General features: G+C 68.7%; 20 protein-coding genes and 1 pseudogene. 14 read left to right on the top strand and 7 right to left on the bottom strand.

Features of this window, described 5'->3' with window-relative positions; all coding sequences use genetic code 11:
• The first annotated feature begins 4 nt into the window (after positions 1–4).
• Both S2M10_RS11340 and S2M10_RS11335 read left to right on the top strand, forming a co-directional pair.
• On the top strand, positions 5–1561 hold the full coding sequence (locus S2M10_RS11340; protein WP_168846158.1) for a DUF389 domain-containing protein: 1557 nt from the start codon (positions 5–7) through the stop codon (positions 1559–1561).
• Positions 1562–1683: 122 nt separating this feature from the next.
• Positions 1684–1842: a hypothetical protein gene (locus S2M10_RS11335; RefSeq protein WP_168846157.1), complete on the top strand. Its 159-nt coding sequence runs from the start codon at positions 1684–1686 to the stop codon at positions 1840–1842.
• Between the two features lie 87 nt (positions 1843–1929).
• Here the strand turns inward: S2M10_RS11335 and cydX are convergent, their stop codons facing one another.
• The 3 genes from cydX to S2M10_RS11320 are packed head-to-tail and all read right to left on the bottom strand — an operon-like array spanning position 1930 to position 4815.
• Positions 1930–2046 carry a cytochrome bd-I oxidase subunit CydX gene (gene cydX, locus S2M10_RS11330; RefSeq protein ID WP_168846156.1) on the bottom strand — a complete coding sequence of 39 codons (117 nt, stop codon included), beginning with the start codon at positions 2044–2046 and terminating at the stop codon, positions 1930–1932.
• 12 nt (positions 2047–2058) lie between these two features.
• A complete protein-coding gene (gene cydB, locus S2M10_RS11325) occupies positions 2059–3204 on the bottom strand; it encodes a cytochrome d ubiquinol oxidase subunit II (RefSeq protein WP_168846155.1) in 1146 nt (381 codons plus the stop codon).
• A 21-nt stretch (positions 3205–3225) separates the two neighbouring features.
• Positions 3226–4815 (bottom strand): cytochrome ubiquinol oxidase subunit I, encoded by a 1590-nt coding sequence (locus tag S2M10_RS11320; protein ID WP_168846154.1) that lies wholly within the window; start codon positions 4813–4815, stop codon positions 3226–3228.
• Between the two features lie 119 nt (positions 4816–4934).
• On the opposite strand from S2M10_RS11320, the gene S2M10_RS11315 reads away from it, so the two are divergent.
• Genes S2M10_RS11315 through S2M10_RS11300 form a run of 4 tightly spaced genes read left to right on the top strand, consistent with a single transcriptional unit; the run spans position 4935 to position 10537 of the window.
• On the top strand, positions 4935–6524 hold the full coding sequence (locus tag S2M10_RS11315; protein WP_168846153.1) for an ATP-binding cassette domain-containing protein: 1590 nt from the start codon (positions 4935–4937) through the stop codon (positions 6522–6524).
• Positions 6521–8098 (top strand): ATP-binding cassette domain-containing protein, encoded by a 1578-nt coding sequence (locus S2M10_RS11310; RefSeq protein ID WP_168846152.1) that lies wholly within the window; start codon positions 6521–6523, stop codon positions 8096–8098. The genes S2M10_RS11315 and S2M10_RS11310 overlap by 4 nt, the downstream gene beginning before the upstream one ends.
• 40 nt (positions 8099–8138) lie before the next feature.
• Positions 8139–8489, top strand: coding sequence for a hypothetical protein (locus S2M10_RS11305; protein WP_168846151.1), 351 nt, complete (start codon positions 8139–8141; stop codon positions 8487–8489).
• Positions 8490–8542: 53 nt separating this feature from the next.
• A complete protein-coding gene (locus S2M10_RS11300) occupies positions 8543–10537 on the top strand; it encodes a TonB-dependent receptor (RefSeq protein ID WP_168846150.1) in 1995 nt (664 codons plus the stop codon).
• Between the two features lie 22 nt (positions 10538–10559).
• Here the strand turns inward: S2M10_RS11300 and S2M10_RS11295 are convergent, their stop codons facing one another.
• Genes S2M10_RS11295 through S2M10_RS11280 form a run of 4 tightly spaced genes read right to left on the bottom strand, consistent with a single transcriptional unit; the run spans position 10560 to position 13080 of the window.
• Positions 10560–11567 (bottom strand): nucleotidyltransferase family protein, encoded by a 1008-nt coding sequence (locus tag S2M10_RS11295; protein WP_168846149.1) that lies wholly within the window; start codon positions 11565–11567, stop codon positions 10560–10562.
• A complete protein-coding gene (locus S2M10_RS11290; RefSeq protein WP_168846148.1) occupies positions 11564–12415 on the bottom strand; it encodes an HprK-related kinase A in 852 nt (283 codons plus the stop codon). Before S2M10_RS11290 ends, S2M10_RS11295 begins: the two co-directional genes overlap by 4 nt.
• The gene (locus S2M10_RS11285; RefSeq protein WP_168846147.1) at positions 12403–12678 is read right to left on the bottom strand and encodes an HPr-rel-A system PqqD family peptide chaperone; all 276 of its coding nucleotides are present in this window, start codon (positions 12676–12678) and stop codon (positions 12403–12405) included. Before S2M10_RS11285 ends, S2M10_RS11290 begins: the two co-directional genes overlap by 13 nt.
• Positions 12679–12690: 12 nt before the next feature.
• Positions 12691–13080 (bottom strand): hypothetical protein, encoded by a 390-nt coding sequence (locus S2M10_RS11280; protein ID WP_168846146.1) that lies wholly within the window; start codon positions 13078–13080, stop codon positions 12691–12693.
• 83 nt (positions 13081–13163) lie between these two features.
• Between S2M10_RS11280 and S2M10_RS11275 the strand changes: the two genes are divergently transcribed.
• From S2M10_RS11275 to S2M10_RS22415, 8 genes and pseudogenes are all read left to right on the top strand, one after another.
• The gene (locus tag S2M10_RS11275; protein WP_168846145.1) at positions 13164–14372 is read left to right on the top strand and encodes an ATP-binding protein; all 1209 of its coding nucleotides are present in this window, start codon (positions 13164–13166) and stop codon (positions 14370–14372) included.
• An 82-nt stretch (positions 14373–14454) separates the two neighbouring features.
• Positions 14455–15486, top strand: a complete 1032-nt coding sequence (locus S2M10_RS11270) for a substrate-binding domain-containing protein (RefSeq protein ID WP_168846144.1) — start codon at positions 14455–14457, stop codon at positions 15484–15486.
• A gap of 60 nt (positions 15487–15546) precedes the next feature.
• Positions 15547–16923 carry a phosphate ABC transporter permease subunit PstC gene (gene pstC / locus S2M10_RS11265; protein ID WP_168846143.1) on the top strand — a complete coding sequence of 459 codons (1377 nt, stop codon included), beginning with the start codon at positions 15547–15549 and terminating at the stop codon, positions 16921–16923.
• Positions 16916–18217, top strand: coding sequence for a phosphate ABC transporter permease PstA (gene pstA / locus S2M10_RS11260; protein WP_168846142.1), 1302 nt, complete (start codon positions 16916–16918; stop codon positions 18215–18217). Before pstC ends, pstA begins: the two co-directional genes overlap by 8 nt.
• Positions 18217–18993, top strand: coding sequence for a phosphate ABC transporter ATP-binding protein PstB (gene pstB, locus S2M10_RS11255; RefSeq protein ID WP_168846141.1), 777 nt, complete (start codon positions 18217–18219; stop codon positions 18991–18993). The genes pstA and pstB overlap by 1 nt, the downstream gene beginning before the upstream one ends.
• The gene (gene phoU / locus S2M10_RS11250; protein WP_168846140.1) at positions 18993–19694 is read left to right on the top strand and encodes a phosphate signaling complex protein PhoU; all 702 of its coding nucleotides are present in this window, start codon (positions 18993–18995) and stop codon (positions 19692–19694) included. Before pstB ends, phoU begins: the two co-directional genes overlap by 1 nt.
• Positions 19695–19703: 9 nt before the next feature.
• The gene (phoB, locus tag S2M10_RS11245; protein ID WP_168846139.1) at positions 19704–20396 is read left to right on the top strand and encodes a phosphate regulon transcriptional regulator PhoB; all 693 of its coding nucleotides are present in this window, start codon (positions 19704–19706) and stop codon (positions 20394–20396) included.
• 107 nt (positions 20397–20503) lie between these two features.
• Positions 20504–20865, top strand: a pseudogene (locus S2M10_RS22415) (hypothetical protein); the annotation flags it as partial.

Genomic DNA, 20865 nt, shown 5'->3' with positions numbered 1-20865 from the left:
CGAGATGCCCGACACCGTTACCGCACCGGGCGCCGCGCTGTTGCGACGTTCGCCGCTCTATGGGTGGTGGCAGCGCCACCTGGTCGGCAGCGTCGATCATGAAGCCGTGCTGTCGCGGATCTTCGACGAGGGCTGCCTCAGCCCGCGCTTCGCCTTCATGACGACGATGTCCGCCGGCATCGCGGTGCTCGGCCTGCTGCTGTCCTCCCCGGCCGTCGTGATCGGGGCGATGCTGATCTCGCCGCTGATGGGGCCGATCCTCGGCATCGGCTTCGCATTGGCGGTTTTCGATTTCCGGGCGCTGCGCCGGGCCCTTACCGCCTTCGCCGCAGGATCGGCCTTCGCGGTGCTGTTCACCGCACTGGTGGTGCTGTGCTCGCCGCTGAAGGACGCGACGCCCGAGATCCTCGCGCGTACCCGCCCCAATCTGTTCGACCTGCTTGTCGCGCTGTTTGCGGCGCTGGCGGGCAGCTTCGCGATCATCCGCAGCCGGGGCGACACCATCGTCGGTGTCGCGATCGCCACCGCGCTGATGCCGCCGCTTGCCGTGGTGGGCTTCGGCATCGCCACCGCGAACCTGCCGGTGCTGAGCGGCGCGCTGGCCCTGTTCGTCACCAACTTCCTCACCATCGCGCTTTCGGGCACGATCATGGCCCGGCTCTACGGCTTCGGCAGCGCGCTTTCGGCGCAGCAGAGCTGGACGCAGACCGGCCTGCTGCTGCTCAGCTTCGTGGTGATGGCGGTGCCCCTCGGCCTCGCTCTGAACCAGATTGCGCGCGAGGCGGTGACGGTCAACCAGATCCGCGCCGAGCTCGGCACCCGATTCGGTCCGGAGGCGCGGGTGACGCAGCTGGACGTCGCCTTCGATCGCGATCCCTGGGCGGTGCGGGCGGTGGTGATCGCTCCGCGCGACAAGGCGGCCGATCCGCGCGAACTGCGCGCCGCGATCGAGAAACGCACCGGGCGGTCGCTGGCACTCCAGGTCGATCAGATCCTGATCGATCCGCGCGAGGGCCCGGCGAAGCGCGAGGCGCTCGCCCGCGCCAACGCCGCCGCGGCGGACGATGTGCGCGATCAGAGCCGCGACGTCGCGCGCGTTGTGGCGGCACTCGCCGGCGTGCCCGAGGACCAGGTAACGATCGATCGCGATCACCAGCGGGTCGTGGCGGCGGCGGCCCCCATCCCCGATGCGGGACTGGCTAGCTACGAGGCGCTGGAAAAACGGGCAGGTGCCAGCGCGCCGGGCTGGCTGGTGGAGATCACCCCGCCACCGCTGCCCCTGCCCCCGCTGCGTGTGGATGCCAGGGAGGGGACGCTGTCGCCCGAAGCACAGGCAGCGGCGCGCCTTTCGGCCTGGGCATCGAAACGCTGGAATCGCCGGACGCTGGCGGTGCCGGGCCTGCCAGACTCGCCGCCGGAAGAGGGCAGCGGCGAACCGGCACCCCCGGCCGCGCAAAGGGCGCTGGCGATCGCCGCGATCCTGCAGGCCGAAGGCGTCGAAGCCCGCGCGGCGCCGCCGGCCGGGAACGTCTTCACCCTGCAACCGCCCGCGTCGCGTTGAACCGCGACGGCCGCGTAGCCGTACCGTATCGGTACAGACCGTGACTTCTACGGAATGGCGAGCGCCTTGCCGTGGGTCCACAATCCCTGCGAACGAGTCGCACATTAGACTGAGAAGGGTTGATGAACTCCCCCCAGACGGCCCCCCTTGCGAGCCATTTCCGCCTGCGTGCCGAGCAGGAGCGGGATCGCGCCACGCATGCGCCCAACGAGCGCCACAAGCAGCTGCACCTGGAGCTGGCCGCGATCTTCGAGCGCCGCGCCGCGGGCGACCCGATGTAATCCGCGACGGAAAAAGGCGGCGAACCAGGCCTGGTTCGCCGCCTTCCCTCTCCTCCTGCACGGCGGGGCGATCGCCCCGCCGCGGGATCAGTCCAACACCGTCAGGTCCGACGCAGGGTCGGAATGGAACTCGTGCCAGATGCCGTTGAGCACGGCGACCGCGACGGCCAGGCAGGTTCCCAAGATCCAGGCGAAATACCACATGGACGTTGCTCCTCAGTAAAGATCGGGGTTGAGACGCAGCTCTTCGCCGCTGACGCGGCCGAACATCACCTTGTACACCCAGGCGGTGTAGGCGAGCACGATCGGCAGGAAGATCAGCGTGCAGACCAGCATGATGAAGAGCGTGAGGTGGCTCGATGAGGCGTTCCAGGCGGTGAGGCTGGAGGCGGGATCGATCGCGCTCGGCAGGATGAACGGGAACATCGACAGGCCGACGGTGGCGATGATGCCGACATTTGCCAGCGACGAGCCGGTGAACACGAGCGTGCCGCTGCGGCTGCGGATGCCGATCAGCGCCAGCACGGGGCCGAGGAAGCCGAGCAGCGGGGCCGCCAGCATCCAGGGGTAGGTGGCGTAATTGGCGAGCCACGCGCCCGGCGCCCTCACCGTCTGGATCAGATGCGGGTTGGACGGGCCGTTCGGATCGACCACGCCGACCAGGCGATAGCCCATGTCGCCATAGGCGACGAAGGCGCCGCCGACCGCGAACAGCAGGATCGCAAGGATCGCCGCGGCGGTGCCGAAGCGCTGGGCGCGTTCCACCACGACGCCCTCTGCCTTGAGGCTCAGCCAGCCGGCGCCGTGGAGCACCAGCATCGCCACCGAGAGCAGCCCGGCCACCAGGCTGAACGGGGTGAACAGGCCGAGCAGCGTGCCTTCGTAGAAGGAGCGCATGTCGCTATCGAGCCGGAAGGGCGCGCCGAGCAGCACGTTGCCCACCGCCACGCCGAACACCAGCGCCGGCACGAAGCCGCCGACGAACAGCGCCCAGTCCCAGCGCGAACGCCAGGCGGCATCGGGCCGCTTGGAGCGGTATTTGAAGCCGACAGGCCGCAGGATCAGCGCCGACAGCACCAGGAACATCGCGAGGTAGAAGCCCGAGAAGCTGACCGCATAGACGAACGGCCAGGCGGCGAAGATCGCGCCGCCGCCCAGGATGAACCACACCTGGTTGCCTTCCCAGGTCGGGCCAACGGTGTTGATCACCATGCGGCGCTCTTCATCGGTGCGGCCCACGAACGGCAGCAGTGCCGCCGTTCCCAGGTCGAAGCCGTCGGTCAGCGCGAAGCCGATCAGCAGCACTCCCAGCAGCGCCCACCAGATCAGGCGCAACATTTCATAATCGAGCGGGATGGACATGTTCTTTCTCCTTGCTCGCGCTCATTCCGCGGGAACGGCGTGGAGCGGCCGCGGATCGGGTGCGGTCGGCACCGGGTCGTGTCGGGGTTGCCAGGGCTCGTAGGTCTCGGGCCCGTGCTGGATCGCCGCCAACATCAGGCGGAACTCGATCACGGCCATCACGCCGTACAGCGCGGTGAAGCCGATGATCGTGGTCCACAAGGCGGGCACGGTAAGGCTCGAGGTGGCGAGGAAGGTCGGCAGCACGCCGTCCACCGCCCAGGGCTGGCGCCCCACTTCGGCGACGACCCAGCCGAACTCGATCGCGAGCCAGGGCAGCGGGATGATCCACATCGCCGCGCGCAGGAACCACTTGCGGTGAAAGCGGCGCGTATTGGCGTAGTAGAGCGCGGCGGCGAAGAAGGCGATGAAGAAGAAGCCCAGCGCGGCCATGCCGCGGAACAGCCAGAACACCGCCGGTACGTTGGGAACGGTCGACCAGGCGGCGCGATCCTTCTGCGCGGCGGTTGCCTGGCGCGGATCGGCGACCCAGCGCTTGAGCAGCAGGGCATAGCCGAGATCGCCCTTGGCCGCCTCGAACCTGGCGCGCGCGGCGAGATTGGTGCGATCCGTCTTCAGCGTCTGCAGCGCATCATAGGCGATGAGGCCGCTTTCGATGCGCAGCCGCGCCTTGCCGACCAGCGGGTAGATGCCTTCCACCTGGCCGGTCAGGCTGCGCGTGCCGATCAGGCCCAGCACATAGGGCACCTTGACCTGGAAATAGGTCTCGCGGCCCTGGTTCGACGGCAGGCCGAACACGGTGATCCCCGCCGGCGCCGCCTCGGTGTGCCATTCGGCCTCGATCGCGGCGAGCTTCATCTTCTGGTTGTCGGTCAGCGCATAGCCGCTCTCGTCACCGAGCACGACGACCGACAGCGACGCCGCCAGGCCGAACGCCGCCGCCACCGCGAAGCTGCGCTTGGCGAGCTCCAGATGCCGGCCACGCAGCAAATAGTAAGCGGAGATGCCGAGGACAAACACGCTCGCGCAGACATAGCCGGCGCTGACGGTGTGGACGAACTTGGCCTGCGCGACGGGATTGAAGATCACCGCCATGAAGTCGACGACTTCCATGCGCATCGTCTCGGGATTGAACACCGCGCCCGCCGGGTGCTGCATCCAGCCGTTCGCGACCAGGATCCACAGCGCCGACAGGTTGGTGCCGAGCGCGGTAAGGAAGGTCACCATCAGATGCTGGCGCTTCGACAGACGATCCCAGCCGAAGAACATCAGGCCGACGAAGGTCGCTTCGAGGAAGAAGGCCATCAGCCCCTCGATCGCCAGCGGCGCCCCGAAAATGTCGCCCACATAGTGCGAGTAATAGGACCAGTTGGTCCCGAATTCGAATTCCATCGTCAGCCCGGTTGCGACCCCGAGGACGAAGTTGATGCCAAATAGCTTGGCCCAGAAACGGGTGATGTCCCTCCAGATCGGGCGATCGGTAACGACATAGACGCTTTCCATGATCACGAGGATGAAGGAAAGGCCCAGCGTCAACGGCACGAACAGGAAGTGGTACATCGCTGTCAGCGCGAATTGCAGGCGCGACAGCTCTACGACTGCCATATCCATAGATTGTGTCCTCAGCAAAGAGCCGGTATTCGCGGCCTAGGCTTCGGTGGCGCCACCGCCTATGCGGAACATCCCCTATTCCGTTGCAGTGCGGAAATCGCTTGTACATTTTGTCTCATATGGCGCTTCAAAAACAGGCCGGGTGCGCCTGGATCATCGACTTGGGCGGCGCGGCGCTGTTCGCCTGGGGCATCGCCGACGGCGTCGCCGCGGCGGCGGCAGGGCATGCCGTTCCCGCAGCCGCCTTCGGCGCGATGCTGGGCGGCGGGCTGGTGCGCGCGGCGACGGCCTGGGGCGTGCCCCTGCTGGCCGTGCGCGGCGCGCAAGCCGCAACGACGCCGCTCCGCCGCAGCTTGGTCGAGCGCCTGCTCGGCAGCGGCGCCGCCCCGTCGAGCGGACAGTCGGCGGTGCTTGCGATCGACCATGTCGCCACGATCGAGGGCTATGAGACCCGCTTCGTGCCTGCACGGGTTGCCGCCGCCGCCGCGCCGCTGGTGGCGGCGGCGATCATCGCCTGTACGAGCCTGGTTGCTGCGGCCATCCTGATCGGCACGCTGATCCCTTTCGTCTTGGGCATGATCCTCGCGGGTACGGCCGCCCGGCGGGCTTCGGAACGGCAGCTCGAAGCGCTGGGCGACTTGTCGGACCTGTTCGTCGATCGGGTCCGCACCCTGCCGATCCTGCGCCATTTCGCCGCCGAGGAGCGGATCGCGCGGCAGGTCGGCACCGCGACGCGCGAGGTTGCCGCGCGCACGGTGGCGGTGCTGCGCGTCGCTTTCCTGTCAAGCGCGGTGCTGGAGTTCTTCTCGGCGCTCGCGGTGGCGCTGGTGGCGGTCTATTGCGGGTTCGGCCTGCTCGGCCTGCTGCCCTTCCCCGCCCCCGAGACGCTGACGCTGCGCGACGCCTTCTTCGCGCTCGCGATGGCGCCCGAATTCTACCTGCCGATGCGGCGGCTGGCGGCGGCATATCACGACAAGCAGCTCGGCGAAGCGGCGCGCACGGCGATCGCGGCGGTGCCGGAGGTGCTGGCGCCGGCCGCCGCGCCGGCGATGTTCGTGGGCGTGGAGGCGAAGGCACTGGTGATCGCCTGGCCGGGTCGTACGATCGGTCCGGTCAGCCTGTCGATCGGCACCAGCGGCCTGCTCGCGCTCACGGGCCCCACGGGCAGCGGCAAGACCAGCCTGCTCGCGGCAATCGCCGGCCAGATCGCGCCGAGTGACGGCAGCCTGCGCTTCCTGTCGCCCGAAGAAGCACCGCCCTCCCTCCCCGCTGCGTTCCCCTCCCGATTGCGGGAGGGGAGCGAAAGCTGCACCGCCTGGGCCGCGCAGCACCCGCTGATCCTCCCCGGCACGCTGCGCGACAACCTCGCCCTCGCCGCGCCCGACGCCTCCGACGCCGACCTGCTTGCCGCAATCGACCGCGTCGGCCTGGCCCCGATGCTCGCCCGCCGCGGTACCGGCTTGGACCTGCCCCTCGACCATCGCGGCTCTGGCCTGTCCGGCGGCGAGCGGCGCCGCCTCGGCCTCGCCCGCGCATTGCTGGCGAACCGCCCGCTGCTGCTCGCCGATGAGCCGACCGCCGATCTCGATGCCGACAGCGCCGCCGCGATCACCGCGCTGCTCCGTGCCATCGCAACCGAGCGCGCGGTGATCGTCGCCACCCATGATCCGCGCCTGATCGCCATCGCCGATAGCGAGGTGACGCTGTGAACCCCTTGCCCCTCGCCGCCCCGGAGCGCCGCACGCTCCGCCAGGCGCTGGTCTGCGCCACGATCGCCGGGCTGGCATCGATCCTGCTGCTGGCGCTCTCCGGCTGGTTCCTCACCGGCGCCGCGATGGCGGCTGCGGGCGGCGCGGCGGCGGTGGCGGCGTTCAACTATCTGATCCCCAGCGCCGCGATCCGCGGGCTCGCGATCCTGCGTACGGGCGGCCGGTATGGCGAACGCCTGCTCTCGCATCAGGCCGCACTGACCGCGATGGCCGATTTGCGCGGGCGACTGTTCGGCAAACTCGCCGCGCAGGACAGCCGCACCGCGCCCGATCTCGCCGGCGGCGACGCCAGCGCCCGGCTGATCGGCGACATCGAGGCGCTGGAAGACCTGGTCGTCCGCCGCCCGAGCCGCCCCGCCAGTCTCGCCGCCGCCTGCTTCGCCGTGGCGCTGGTCGCGCTGGCCGGCTGGAAAGCCGCACTGGCGCTGGCGCTGCTGCTCGCCGCGCTGCCGCCACTGCTCACGCTCGCCGCGCGCCGCCTCACCGCCGGTCCGGCCGCCGAGGCCGCCGAAGCCCTCGGCGCCCTCCGCACCGCCTTTGTCGACTATGCCGCCGCCCGGCCCGAGATCATCGCCTATGGCCTTGCCCAGCGCGTGGCGGACACGATCGCCGACCTCTCCCGTCCGCTCGACCGCGCCCGTGCGGCGCTCGCCCGCGGCGACGGCGCGGTCGCGGGGTTGCTCGCCGGCTATGGCGCGCTGACCGCGGCGATCGTCTTCGCCCTGTCCGACGCGAGCGCTCCGATTCGCGCGCTGGCGCTGCTCGCCTCCGCTGCGTCGGTCGAGGCGATGGCCGCCTTTGCGCGCACCGCGCTGCGCCAGGTGAGCGTCGAGCAGGGTCTCGCCCGCCTTGCCACGCTCGCCGAACTGCCCGGGGATCTGGTCGCCGAAATCGCGACGGAGCGCGATCCCAGGCCGATCGCCCTCGGCAGCCGCCTCCTCGCAGCGGGCGCCCGCGTGGCGATCACCGGCGCCTCGGGCACCGGCAAGACCCGGCTGATCGAGGCGCTGGCGGGGCTGCGCGCGCCGGTACACTCCCTCGCGCTGGACGGGACGCCGATCGCGCAATGCAGCGCCGATGCGCTCCGCCGCCAGTTCGCGCTCGCGCCGCAGGACGCGGTGCTGATCGCCGGCTCGATCGCCGACAACCTCCGGGTCGCCCGGCCCGGCATCACCGAGGCGGCGATGTGGGAAGCGCTGCATACCGCCTGCCTCGATGCGACCGTGCGCGCGATGCCCGCCGGGCTGGAGACGTCGCTGGCGGAAGCCGGCGGCACGCTCTCGGGCGGCGAGCGCAAGCGCCTGTCGCTCGCCCGCGCGCTGCTCGCCGGGCGACCCTGGCTGCTGCTCGACGAACCCAGCGAGGGGCTGGACGCCGCGACCGAGGCAGCTTTGGTGACCCGCCTCGACGCCTGGCTGACGGCGACCGGCACCGGCCTGGTGCTCGTCTCGCACCGCCCCGCCCCGCTGGCGCTCGCCGCCGACCGGATCGACATCGCCGCCATCGCCCAATGATATATTGAAACATCCGCGTTGCTGCAGTACCGCATTGCGGATGCGCGTCTTCCGCATCCCTGGTCTGTTGGTCCGGCTGCTGCCGGCGCTGCTGCTGGCGTTCGCGCTGTGCTGGCAGGCGGGGATCGTCCGTGCACATGTGCATCCGGCACAGGGCTGGGTCGCGACGACGCACGCGCACCACGCGCCCAAGCAGAGCGACGACGATGAGGATTGCCCGCTCTGCGACGAGGTGGCGTCGGCAGCCGCCTATCTTGCGTCCACACCGCCCACCGTTGCACCGCCGCTGCCGGCAAGCGAATGGCATGCGGCCATCACCGCCGATCCGGCACCGCGACTCGTCCGTTCGCACGCCTGGCGCAGCCGCGCACCGCCCAAACTCCCCGCCTGACCAACAACTTGCGCCGCCTTTCGCGGCGCCCCCCAGGTTCACGGAGTTTTCCCATGCGTACTGCCCTTCTCGCGGGCGCGGCGATCGTCGCGTTCGTCCCCCATGCCTTTGCCGACCCCGATCCGCAGCAGGCCAACGACAAGAACGTCATCATCGTCACGGCGGCACCCTATGCGGTGTCCAGCGATGAGGTGCCGACCATCGTCACCCATGTCGATCGCGACCAGATCCTGCGCAGCGGCGGATCCAGCATCAGCGATGTGCTGGCGCAGGAGCCGGGCATCGCGGCGACGACCTTCGCCAACGGTGCCAGCCGGCCGATCATCCGCGGCATGGACGCGACGCGCGTGCGCATCCTGGAGAACGGCGCCAGCAGTTCGGACGTCTCCGACATCGGGCCGGACCACGGCATCCCGGTCGATCCGTTCTCGGCGCAAAGCATCGAGGTCGTTCGCGGCGCGGGCACGCTGCGCTATGGCAGCCAGGCGATCGGCGGCGTGGTAAACGTGCTCAACAATCGCGTGCCGACGAAGCTGCCGAGCGCACCGCTCTCGGGCGAGGCGGAGGGGAGCTACGGCACCGTGTCGAATGTCGGCGAAGGCGGTGCACTGGTCGATGCCAAGCTCGGCTCGGTCGCGCTCCACGCCGATGGCTTCTACCGCGACGCCGGCGATTACGACACGCCGCTCGGCACCCAGCAGAACAGCTTCTTCCGCGGCCATGGCGCCTCGGTGGGCGGCTCCTATTTCTTCGGCGGGAACGATGCGAGCCATGTCGGCCTGTCGGTCAGCCAGTATAATTCCAAATACGGCATTCCCAGCGACACCACGTTCATCGACATGCGTCAGACCAAGGTGATGTCGCGCGACGTGTTCGCGGTGGACACCGGCCCGCTCAAGTCGATCAACCTCGATGCCAGTTATGCGGACTATACCCATGACGAGAAGGAACCGGACGGCACGATCGACACGACCTTCCGCAACAAGGAATTCGACGGCCATCTCGAATTCCTGCTGAACCCGCTGGGGCCGATCCGCGATTCGGCGATCGGCTTCGAGCTGCAGAACCGGAAATTCTCCGCGATCGGTGAAGACAGCAGCTATCTGTTCCCCACCACGACGCAGAGCGAAGCGGCCTATCTGTTCACCGAACTGCCGGTGACCGATATTCTCCATCTCCAGGCGAGCGGCCGGGTGGAGCATGTCCGCACCGAGGGCACGCCGGCATCCGACGTGTTCACCGCGCGCGAGTTCACGCCGGTCAGCGGCGCGATCGGTGGGCTGCTCGATGTCGGCAGCCATGTGAAGCTGGGTCTCACCGGCTCCACCACGGGCCGGGCGCCCGCGATCACCGAGCTGTTCGCGCGCGGCGGCCATGACGGCCCCAACACGTTCGAGACGGGCGATCCGAACCTCCGGATCGAACGCGCCAACTCGGTCGAGGCGACGGTGCGGGTGAACCTCGACCGCTTCCACTTCGACGGCAGCGCCTATTCGACCTGGTTCGACAACTACATCTATGGCGACCTCACCGGCCGCACCTGCGACGACGACGGCGTCTGTGCAGTGGACGGCGACGGCGACCTGAAGGAACTCAACTATCGCCAGCAGGGCGCGCATTTCCGCGGGCTCGAAGGCAAGGCCAGCTATGATCTCTTTCATGCGCACGATCGCATGCTGCAGCTGACCGCGCTGGCGGATTATACCCGCGCGACGCTGGACAGCGGCGGCAACGTGCCCCGCATCCCGCCCTATCGCCTCGGCGGCGGGATCAACTGGCTGAGCCCGACATTGGATGCGGCGGTGCAGTTCGTCCATGCCGGCAAGCAGACCAGGTTCGGCGCGTTCGACACCAAGACGCCGGGCTACAACAACCTCAACGCGCAGATCGCGGTGCGCCCGTTCAAGTCGCAGCCGGGGATCGAGTTCGCGATCGTCGGCCAGAACCTGACCGACGAGGTGCAGCGCAACGCCGCTGCACTCAACAAGGATCTGGTGGTCCAGCCGGGCCGCAACGTGCGCTTCATGGTGAAGATCGCGACCTTCTGATCGCGGGGGGGCATCGGTCGGCTCAGGCCGGGCGATGCCCCTTGCGCCATTTGGTCCACAAGTGCCGGGCCAGCATCGTCGGCGGCATCCGCAGCCAGTGCGAGCGCATGTAGAAGCCGAGCTGGATTGTCTTGCGCGTCGAGCGGCCCCACCCGTCTCGCGCGGTCAGCCGGCGATGGAACAGGGGATCAAGCATGTCCCAGCCCCGCCATTCCGGCGGTGCCTCGGTGCCGTAGAGCCGTATCGACTGCCGGACGGCGCGCGCCATCGCAGCACCCAGCCCGTGGTGGGCGGCGCGTTCGGCCAGCCCCTCGAACCCGAACTCGCCGAGCAGGCAGTGGATATCCCACAGGTTGCGCATGCCGCCCGCCAGATCGCCGTCGGCGAACAGGTGCGCGGCGGCATGGCAGAGCATGTCCTGCGAGGACAGGATGCGCAGGCCGTTCTCCAGCGCCGCGCTGTCCGCCAGCAGCGCCGCTGCATCGGGCCGAACCTGCGCGGTAAGCGGCAGGATCGTGTGGTGCACGTCGATCATCTTGTCGCGGTCACGGTGGATCAGCGGCGGCAGCTCGTGCATCCAGCGGCGATAATAGGCGTCGTCATAGGGATCGGGCTTCACCCATTCCCAGCCAGCGGCGAGCAGCGCCGCTTCCACCGCAGGGAGCGCGTCCCGCGGCACGAGGATGTCGAGGTCGCCGATCACGCGGCCCACCGCGGGCGACAGGCCCGCCGCCGCGAACGCCGTGCCCTTCAGCAGGACGACCGGCACGTCGAGCCCCGCGAGCGCCCGGCGCGCCATCTCCGCCTCCCACAGCGCCGCAGTGCGTCCCTGTTCGGCGGCGGCGATCGCGTCTGCCACCAGCCGCGCCGCCGCACCGGGCATCGGCAGCCCGGCGATGCGATGCGCGAGCGTTCCCGCCAGTTGCTCCGCCCGCGCCACGGCCCATAGCGCGTTCCAGTTGGAGGGCGCGAGGTCCACGACCGCACCCGGATTGCGCAGCACACCGGCAAGCAGCAGCGCCGGGTTCATGCCAGCGCCTCCACCAGGGCGAGCGCGGTTTGGGCGTCGGGATAGTCGATCGCCCGCGCGGGCACGGTTTGCACCAGCCGGGTCAGTGCCTCGAAGCCGCGCTCGGCGAGCGACACATAGTTGGTGGAGGACTGGGTAAGCCGCACGAACGCCTCGCTCGGCAGAACGGGCCGCTCCGCCGCCTCGAAGCCGAAGCGGGGGAAGAGGATCAGGCTGGGCTCCGCGGGCATGCCCATCGCCGCGATGGCGCGCGCATCGGGCACCAGGTGCCGGATCGTGCCCTTGGGCGTCCCTTCCAGCACCGGGCCGAAGCGGGCACCGGGCACCGCCTGCGCCACCACGTCGATCGCCTCGTTCTTCAGGCTGATCAGTCGCGGAAAGGCGTGGGCGAGGCCGGTCGCGCAGTCGATCAGCGCGAACTCGTCGCCCATCAGTCGCCAGCCACGTCCCATGAGGAGCGCCGCCAGCGTCGACTTGCCCGCCCCGGAAATGCCGGTCATCAGCACCGCGCGGCCCTCCCGCTCCACTATCGAGGCGTGGAGCAGCAGGTAGCGGCGCAGCCCCAGCGCCATTTGCAGGTTCATGCCCATCTCGGCGGCGAGCAGTCCCTGCGCCAGCGGCAGCGGCGCGGCATCGGGGATCACGAAGTCACCGCCGATTTGCACCGAGGGGCGCAGCACCCGCCGCCACGGACGCGCGGCGAACAGATGGACGTTGAAGTCGGCGATGCCGTCCCGGGACCCGGGATAATCGCGATAGAGATCGTCGAGCGCCGCGATCGGGCGGCGCCAATGGCTGCCGATGCGAAAGCCGATCGGCCCGATCCGCAGGTGCTTCAGATGGTGCATGTCCGCTCCACCAGCCCGGCGCCGACCAGCTCGTCCAGCCGCACCGCCAGTGCGGCCGGATCGGGATCCTCGAGATCGAACCGCTCGGCGAGTATCGCCAGCAGCCCGGCCACGTCGCGCGGTCCCTCGTGCAGGATGTCGAGGATCTCCGGTACCGGCGCGTCGACGATGTGGGTGATGCCGGAGGCGCGATGGTAGATGAGCGTCAGCGCATCCAGCGGTACGATGCGCAGGGTCTCAGGGTCCGCGGCGCGATAATACACCGCCCGGCCCCGTCAGCCGCGCGGCATCTGCAGCGAGGCGAAGCAGGTGAAACCGCTGGTCCCGCGCTGCAGGCGGCGAATATAGTTGGTATAGGCACGGCTCGCCTGCGGATCGGTGCCGGGCAGCGTGCCGCCGTTCAGCGCGCGCTTCACGTCCTGCGCCTTGAAGCTGCGCCCTGGGGCGGGAAAGGCACCGCGCGTACGGGCCGGGACCACACGGCCATCGGGCGCGATATAGCTGCCGGCGCGACCGGGATCGGTCACCGGAATCTCGCACTGCATGATCGAGGCATTGGTCTGCGCCAGCGCCGGGCGGATCGAGACGATCGCCGCAGCGCTTGCCGCGCCCAGCATCAGCGCACGCCGACGCGTCGGCCGGTCTTCGGGTTCACAATCGTCCATCGCCTTCTTCTTCTGCGCCGGCGCCCATTTCGCAATCGTAAATACGGGCTCGTCTTGGGACGATCGCGCGCTAGAAGGCGCACATGCTTTCGGCCCAAGGCTTCCGAATCGTCCTCGCGATGGGCGTCGCCGCTCTCTCGGCGCTGGTGGGCTTCCTGCTCAACGGCGACCTGCAGGTGGCGCTGCTGCTGCTGGTGGGCGCGGTGGCATCGGTGCTGGTGGTGGCCATCGGCGGGGACCCGGCGCCGCCGCCGCGCGACGACGCCGCGGCGGCCGATCGGGATCCGGCATTCGGCGAAGTCATCGAGGCGATCGCCGAGCCGGTGCTGGTGATCGCCGCCACCCGCGTGATCGCGGCCAACGCCGCTGCCCGCGCGCTTTTGGGCGAACATATTCTCGGCGAGGACGTGCGGCTGGCGATCCGCCATCCCGCCGCCGCCGAGCGTCTGCTCGATCCGAGCGAGGACCATAGCGCCGCACCTATTCATCTAGTCGGCCTGGGCACGCGCGAGCAGCGCTGGGAAATGCGCGTTCGCACGCTGGAGACCGGCGAGCGCGTCGTCCATCTGGTCGACCGGACCGGCAGCTATACCGCCGATCGGATGCGCGTGGATTTCGTCGCCAATGCCAGCCACGAGCTGCGCACGCCCCTCGCCTCGCTGCTCGGCTATGTCGAGACGCTGGCCGACGGCGCGGGCGAGGAGCCGGAGATCCGCCAGCGGTTCCTCAAGATCATGCACGACGAGGCACGGCGCATGGACCGGCTGATCAGCGACCTGATTTCGCTCAGCCGGATCGAGGCGGAAAAATATCGCACGCCCGCCGAATCGGTGCAGCTGGCCGACCTGATCCCCCAGGTCTGCGCCGAACTGTCCGCCAATCCTCGCGCGGGCGATCTGGTGACCGAGATCGAGACGGTGGCGCCGGTTCGCGGGGATCGGACCCAGCTGAGCCAGCTGCTCCACAACCTGATCGGCAATGCGATGAAATATGGCCGCCCAGGTACGCCGGTGACCGTCTCGCTGCGCAGCGAGGGGGATACGATGGTGCGGTTCTCCGTGGCCGATCAGGGCGAAGGCATTCCGCCGGAACATATCCCGCGCCTCACCGAGCGCTTCTATCGCGTCGATTCGGGACGCAGCCGCTCGCTCGGCGGCACCGGCCTGGGCCTCGCGATCGTCAAGCACGTAGTGGAGCGCCACCGCGGCCGGCTCGATATCGCCTCCACCGTGGGCGTCGGCACAACCGTCGCCGTTCGACTGCCGATCGAGCCCAATGTCATAAAGCCGTAACGCGTTTGCCGGATGGGGCATATCGCGGACGAAGGGCACGCCCGCGATCCAACGCACCCATTCTCGAGGACAGGAGGTGACGATGCTCGGTCGTCTTGCTCTGATCGCATTCAGTGCGCTTGCGCTTTCCTCGTGTGACGGCAGCGCCACGCGCGAGATTCGAGTCGTCGGCTCGTCGACGGTCTATCCCTTCACCACCGCCGTCGCCGAAGCCTTTGTCAACGCCAAGAGCGGCCGCAAGGCCCCCGTCGTCGAGTCGATCGGCAGCGGCGCGGGCATCCGCCGCTTCTGCGAAGGCGTCGGCGCGCAGTTTCCGGACATCGCCAATGCCTCGCGCCGCATGACGCGCAACGAATATGATCGCTGCCAGACCGACAAGGTGGGCGACATCATCGAAGTCGTGATCGGCCTGGACGGCGTCGCGCTCGCCGAGTCGAACCAGGGGCCCAAGCTCCAGCTCACCAAGAAGGACATCTACCTCGCGCTGGCCGCCAATCCGGACGGCAAGCCGAACACCGCCAAGACCTGGAAGGACGTGAACCCGGCCCTGCCCGCGATCCCGATCCTGGTCATGGGCCCGCCTTCCACCAGCGGCACGCGCGACGCCTTTGTCGAGCTGATGCTGGAGCCCGGCTGTATCGAGGCCTATCCCGAAGCCGAGAAGCTGAAGGCCGCCGCCGATCCGGCGCAATTCGACACCGCCTGCCGCCGCATCCGTGACGACGGCCCCTATGTCGACAAGGGCGAGAACGACAATCTGATCGTCCAGGGCCTGGCGCAGAACCCGAATGCGCTCGGCATCTTCGGCTATTCCTATCTCGAGGAAAACCAGAACCGGCTGCACGGCGTGCCGATCGAAGGCGTTGCGCCGACCTATGACACGATCGCCAACGGCCATTATCCGGGTGCCCGCCCGCTGTACCTCTACATCAAGAAGCGCCACCTCAAGGCGGTGCCTGGGCTGAAGGACTTTCTGACGCTCTACTCGACGATGTGGGTTCCCAAGGGGCCGCTGGTGAAGCGCGGCCTGATCGCCGCACCGGAGAAGTTGCGCGAGCGCATGGCGGAGCGCATCGCACTCGAACTTCCGCTCGACCCGACCGAGCTGCACTGACATGAACGATGTGAATCCGGTGTTGGCCGGGCCTGGGTACAACGCTGAAGTGGTTGTTCGGTGAACGTTTTCGCGCTTTCCTTCCTGATCCTGGGCCTGGGCCTGATCGGCTGGCTCACCGCCCGGGCCCGCGCCGTCCGGTTCGACCGTGGCGGCCGCAAACGTCTGCATTCGCTGCCGGCCCAGCATGGCTGGTTCGTCGCGATGTGGACGATGCTGCCGCCGCTGCTGTTCCTTGCGGTCTGGTCGGCGGTCAGCCCGTCGCTGGTCCGCCAGACGGTGTTGCAGAGCCCTGCCGCCGCCGGCCTGTCCGACTTTGCCTTCGAGCGCGATTCGGTGCTCGCCCAGGCGCGCGCCATTGCCGAGGATCCGTTCGCCGGCGACGGCGATCCCCTGGCGCAGCAGCTCGCGCCGGTGGTCAGCGCCGCGCGCACGCGCTACGCCTGGATCGGCAGCGCTGCGGCGGTGTTGCTCGCCTTTGCCGGCGCCGCCTTCGCGATCACCCGAATCCGCCCCGATTTCCGCGCCCGCTCCAAGGTGGAGCGCACGCTGATGCTGGTGCTGCTGGTCGCCTCGCTGATCGCGATCTTCACCACGCTCGGCATCTTCGTCTCGCTGTTCTGGGAATCGACCCGCTTCTTCGCGCAGGTGCCGATCACCCAGTTCCTGTTCGGCACCCATTGGAGCCCGCAGGTCATCGACGCCAAGAACCCCGGCGCGTCGCTGGGCGCGGTGCCGTTGTTCTGGGGCACCTTCTTCATCGGCGCGGTGATCGCGATGCTGGTCGCCATCCCGTTCGGGCTGATGAGCGCGGTGTACCTCACCCAATATGCCTCACCGACCACCCGCCGCTGGATGAAGCCGACGCTGGAGATGCTCGCGGGCGTGCCGACCGTGGTCTATGGCTATTTCGCCGCGCTGACCGTCGCGCCCGCCGTGCGCAAGCTGGCGGTTGCGCTGGGCGACCCGTTCGCCTCGTCGGAAAGCGCGCTCGCGGCCGGCCTGGTGATGGGCGTGATGATCATCCCCTTCGTCTCGTCGATGGCCGACGATTCGCTCGCTGCGGTGCCCACCGCAATGCGCGACGGCAGCCTTGCGATGGGCGCGACGACCAGCGAGACGATCTCCCGTGTGCTGGTGCCCGCCGCGCTGCCGGGCGTCGTCGCGGGCGTGCTGCTCGCGGTCAGCCGCGCGATCGGCGAGACGATGATCGTGGTGATGGCCGCCTCGGGCGCCGCGACGATCACGCTCAACCCGCTGGAGAGCGCGACCACCGTCACCAAGCAGATCGTCGACCTGCTCACCGGTGAGGCCGAGTTCGACAGTCCGAAGACGCTCGCCGCCTTCGCGCTGGGCCTCACGCTGTTCGTCATCACCCTGCTGCTCAACATCGTCGCGCTCCGCGTCGTGAAGAAGTATCGCGAAGCCTATGAGTAAGCCCGCCATCCCGCTGGACGCCCGCCAGCCCACCGACTGGCGGAGCGCGGCGATGCAGAAGCGCATCCGCCGCCGCTACGGGGCCGAGCGGCGCTTCCGCTTGCTGGGCGCCGCCGCGGTACTCCTCTCTGCGGCGTTTCTCGCGTTTCTCCTGCTCACCATGGTGGCGCAGGGCTGGCGCGGCTTCACCACCACCCAACTGGCGCTGCCGATCGACCTCAAGGCTGCGGGCATGAAAATCACCCGCGACCAGCTGAGCAGCCCCGCCGCCGACCTTGCCCTGGCGAGCGGTGGCCTGGAGGATGCGGTGCAAAACGCCGCTGCCGCCGCCTTCGGACCCGATGGCGCCACCTATCTGGCGCCGAGCGCCTGGGTGTCGGTGCGCGACGCGATCAAGCGCGATCCGGGCATGCTGGAGCGCCGAACGGTTGTCCGCGTCCCGGCCGCGACAGGATTCGACCAAGCGCTGACCGGCGCTGGCGATCCCATGATGGAGGCCGGCGTCGCCCGGCTGACCCGCCAGGACGCCATCCATCGCGGCTTCAACTGGACCTTCCTCCACGAATCGGATTCGACCGATCCGGTCGCGGTCGGCATCTGGGGGGCGCTCAAGGGCTCGTTGCTCACCATGGCGATCACCTTCCTGATCGCCTTCCCGGTGGGCGTGCTCTCGGCGATCTATCTCGAGGAATATGCACCCAAGAACCGCTGGACCGACCTGATCGAAGTGTCGATCAACAACCTCGCGGCGGTGCCCTCGATCATCTTCGGCCTGCTCGGGCTCGCCGTGTTCCTCGGCACCTGGGAAATCGGCGGACGTCTCTACGGCCCGATGCTGCCCCGCTCGGCACCGCTGGTCGGCGGTGTGACGCTGGCGCTGATGATCATGCCCGTCATTGTGATCGCCAGCCGCAACGCGATCAAGGGCGTGCCGCCGTCGATCCGCGACGCCGCGCTGGGAATCGGCGCGAGCCCGATCCAGGTGGTGTTCCACCATGTCCTGCCGCTGGCGATGCCGGGCATCCTCACCGGCACGATCATCGGCATGGCGCGCGCGCTGGGCGAGACCGCGCCGCTGCTGCTGATCGGCATGCGTGCCTTCATCGTCACGCCGCCCGGCGGCTTCACCGATCCTTCCACCGTGCTGCCGGTGCAGATCTTCCTGTGGTCGGATGAAGTCAGCCGCGGGTTCGTCGAAAAGACGAGCGCCGCGATCCTGGTGCTGCTCGCGGTGCTGCTCGCGATGAACGGGCTCGCCATCTATCTTCGCAACAAGTTCGAGACCCGCTGGTAATGACCGTCGCCTCCCCCGCCCCCCACAAGATGTCGGCCCGCGGCGTCAGCGTCTTCTATGGCGACAAGCAGGCCGTGAAGGACGTGTCGATCGACGTCGACATGGACAAGGTCACCGCCTTCATCGGCCCGTCAGGCTGCGGCAAGTCGACCTTCCTGCGCACCTTCAACCGGATGAACGATACCATCGCCAGCGCGCGCGTGGCCGGCGAAATCACGCTGGACGGCGAGGACATCTATTCGCCGGACATGGACGTCGTGCAGCTCCGCGCCCGCGTGGGCATGGTGTTCCAGAAGCCGAACCCGTTCCCCAAGTCGATCTTCGAGAATGTCGCCTATGGGCCGCGAATCCACGGCCTTGCGACGTCCAAGAGCGACCTGGAGGCAATCGTCGAGCGTTCGCTGAAGCGCGCCGGGCTGTGGGAGGAAGTGAAGGACCGCCTGTCCGACAGCGGCACCGCGCTGTCCGGCGGCCAGCAGCAGCGGCTGTGCATCGCCCGCGCGATCGCGGTCGACCCCGAAGTGATCCTGATGGACGAGCCGGCCAGCGCGCTCGATCCGATCGCCACCGCCAAGATCGAGGAGCTGATCCACGAGCTGCGCGGTCGCTATGCGATCGTGATCGTCACGCACAACATGCAGCAGGCCGCGCGCGTCTCGCAGCGCACCGCCTTCTTCCATCTCGGCCAGCTGGTCGAGTACGGCGAGACGGACAACCTCTTCACCGCGCCCCGCGAAGAGCGCACGAAGGACTATATCACCGGAAGGTACGGCTGATGGCTTCGGGCCACGAGCATACGGTCAAGGCGTTCGATCAGGACATCAGCCAGCTGCGCGCGCTGATCTCGCAAATGGGCGGGCTTGCCGAGCAGGCGATCTACGATGCGATGAAAGCCTTGCAGCGCGGCGACGAAGCGCTGGCCAAGACCGTGCGCAAGAAGGATAAGCAGATCGACGCGATGGAGGCCGAGCTGGAGAAGCTCGTCGTCCGCGTCATTGCCCTACGCGCGCCGATGGCGGACGATCTGCGCGAGGTGATCGCGGCGATGAAGATCGCCGCGGTGATCGAGCGGATCGGCGACTATGCCAAGAACATCGCGAAGCGCGTGCCGATGATCCACGCCGAGGGCGAGGAGCGGATCGAGGCGATCTCGATCCTGCCGGCGATGGGCCAGCTGGCCGCCGACATGGTGCGCGCCGCGCTCGACGCCTTCTCGGCCCGCGACGCCAGGGCGGCGGCCGAGGTGCATGCCAGCGATACCGCGCTCGACGATTTCTACGATTCGATCTTCCGCACGCTGGTGACCTTCATGGTCGAGAATCCGCGCACGATCAGCCAGGTCGCGCACCTGCTGTTCGTCGCCAAAAATCTGGAGAGGATCGGCGACCATGCAACCAACGTCGCCGAAATGGTCTATTTTGCCGCGACCGGGCAGTATCTCGCCGAGGCGGAAGCCGGCGAAAGCAGCGGGAGCTGAGGGGAACATATGGCACGGGTCAAGATGCTGCTGGTGGAAGACGATGCCGCGATCGCGGAACTCGTCACCTGGCATTTCAAGCGCGAAGACTATGAAGTGAAGCACACCCCGGACGGCGAGGAAGCGCTGCTGCTCGCCAAGGAGGCGACACCCGACATCGTGCTGCTCGACTGGATGGTCGAGGGACTTTCCGGCATCGAGGTGTGCCGCCGCCTGCGCCGGATGCCCGAGACGGCAAATGTGCCGATCATCATGCTGACGGCACGCGGCGAAGAGGAAGACCGGGTGCGCGGACTGGAAACCGGTGCGGACGATTATGTCACCAAACCCTTCTCGCCGCGCGAGCTGGTCGCCCGCGTGGGCGCGGTGCTGCGGCGCGTGCGTCCGGCGCTCGCCGGCGAAGCGCTGACCTATGCGGACATCGAAATGGATACGGTGGGCCACAAGGTTCGTCGCAGCGGCGAGGTGATCGCGCTGGGGCCTACGGAATTCCGCCTGCTCAAGCATTTCCTCGAGCATCCGGGCTGGGTGTTCTCGCGCGAGCGACTGCTCGACGCGGTGTGGGGGCATGACAGCGACATCGAGTCGCGTACCGTCGACGTGCATATCCGCCGCCTGCGCAAGGCGATCAACAAGGGCAACCGGCCGGACATCATTCGCACGGTTCGCTCTGCCGGCTACGCGCTCGACGCGGGGACCTGAGCTGAAATAGAGGCGCGGCGGCGGGTCCGCCGTCGCGCCCCCGTGCCTGCTTCGCAGAAACCTGGTTGCAACAATCCGCCGCGGCGGACGTTCGCACCTCGTCTTTCATGAAGAAGGAGACACAGGATGAAGTGGATGCTTCTCGCCTCGGCGCTCGCCCTCAGCGGCACCGCCGTCGCCCAGGACATGCCGGCGCAGCAGACGATGCCGGGCCAGACCCAGGCGCAGCCCGCCCCGCCGGCGGCTCCGACCATGCCGCAAACGGATCCGGCAGCGCCGCCGCCCGCGCCGATGACCGGCACGATGGGTGCCGGCGAAGCCTCGCCGCCGCCTCCGCCGCCGCCGCCGCCGACCTTGCCCTGGCGAGCGGTGGCCTGGAGGATGCGGTGCAAAACGCCGCTGCCGCCGCCTTCGGACCCGATGGCGCCACCTATCTGGCGCCGAGCGCCTGGGTGTCGGTGCGCGACGC

This window comes from Sphingomonas sp. S2M10, assembly GCF_012650175.1.
Classification (GTDB): Bacteria; Pseudomonadota; Alphaproteobacteria; order Sphingomonadales; family Sphingomonadaceae; genus Sphingomonas.
Note: the sequence above shows the minus strand (reverse complement) of the source record. Positions and strands in the feature narration are given on the sequence as shown.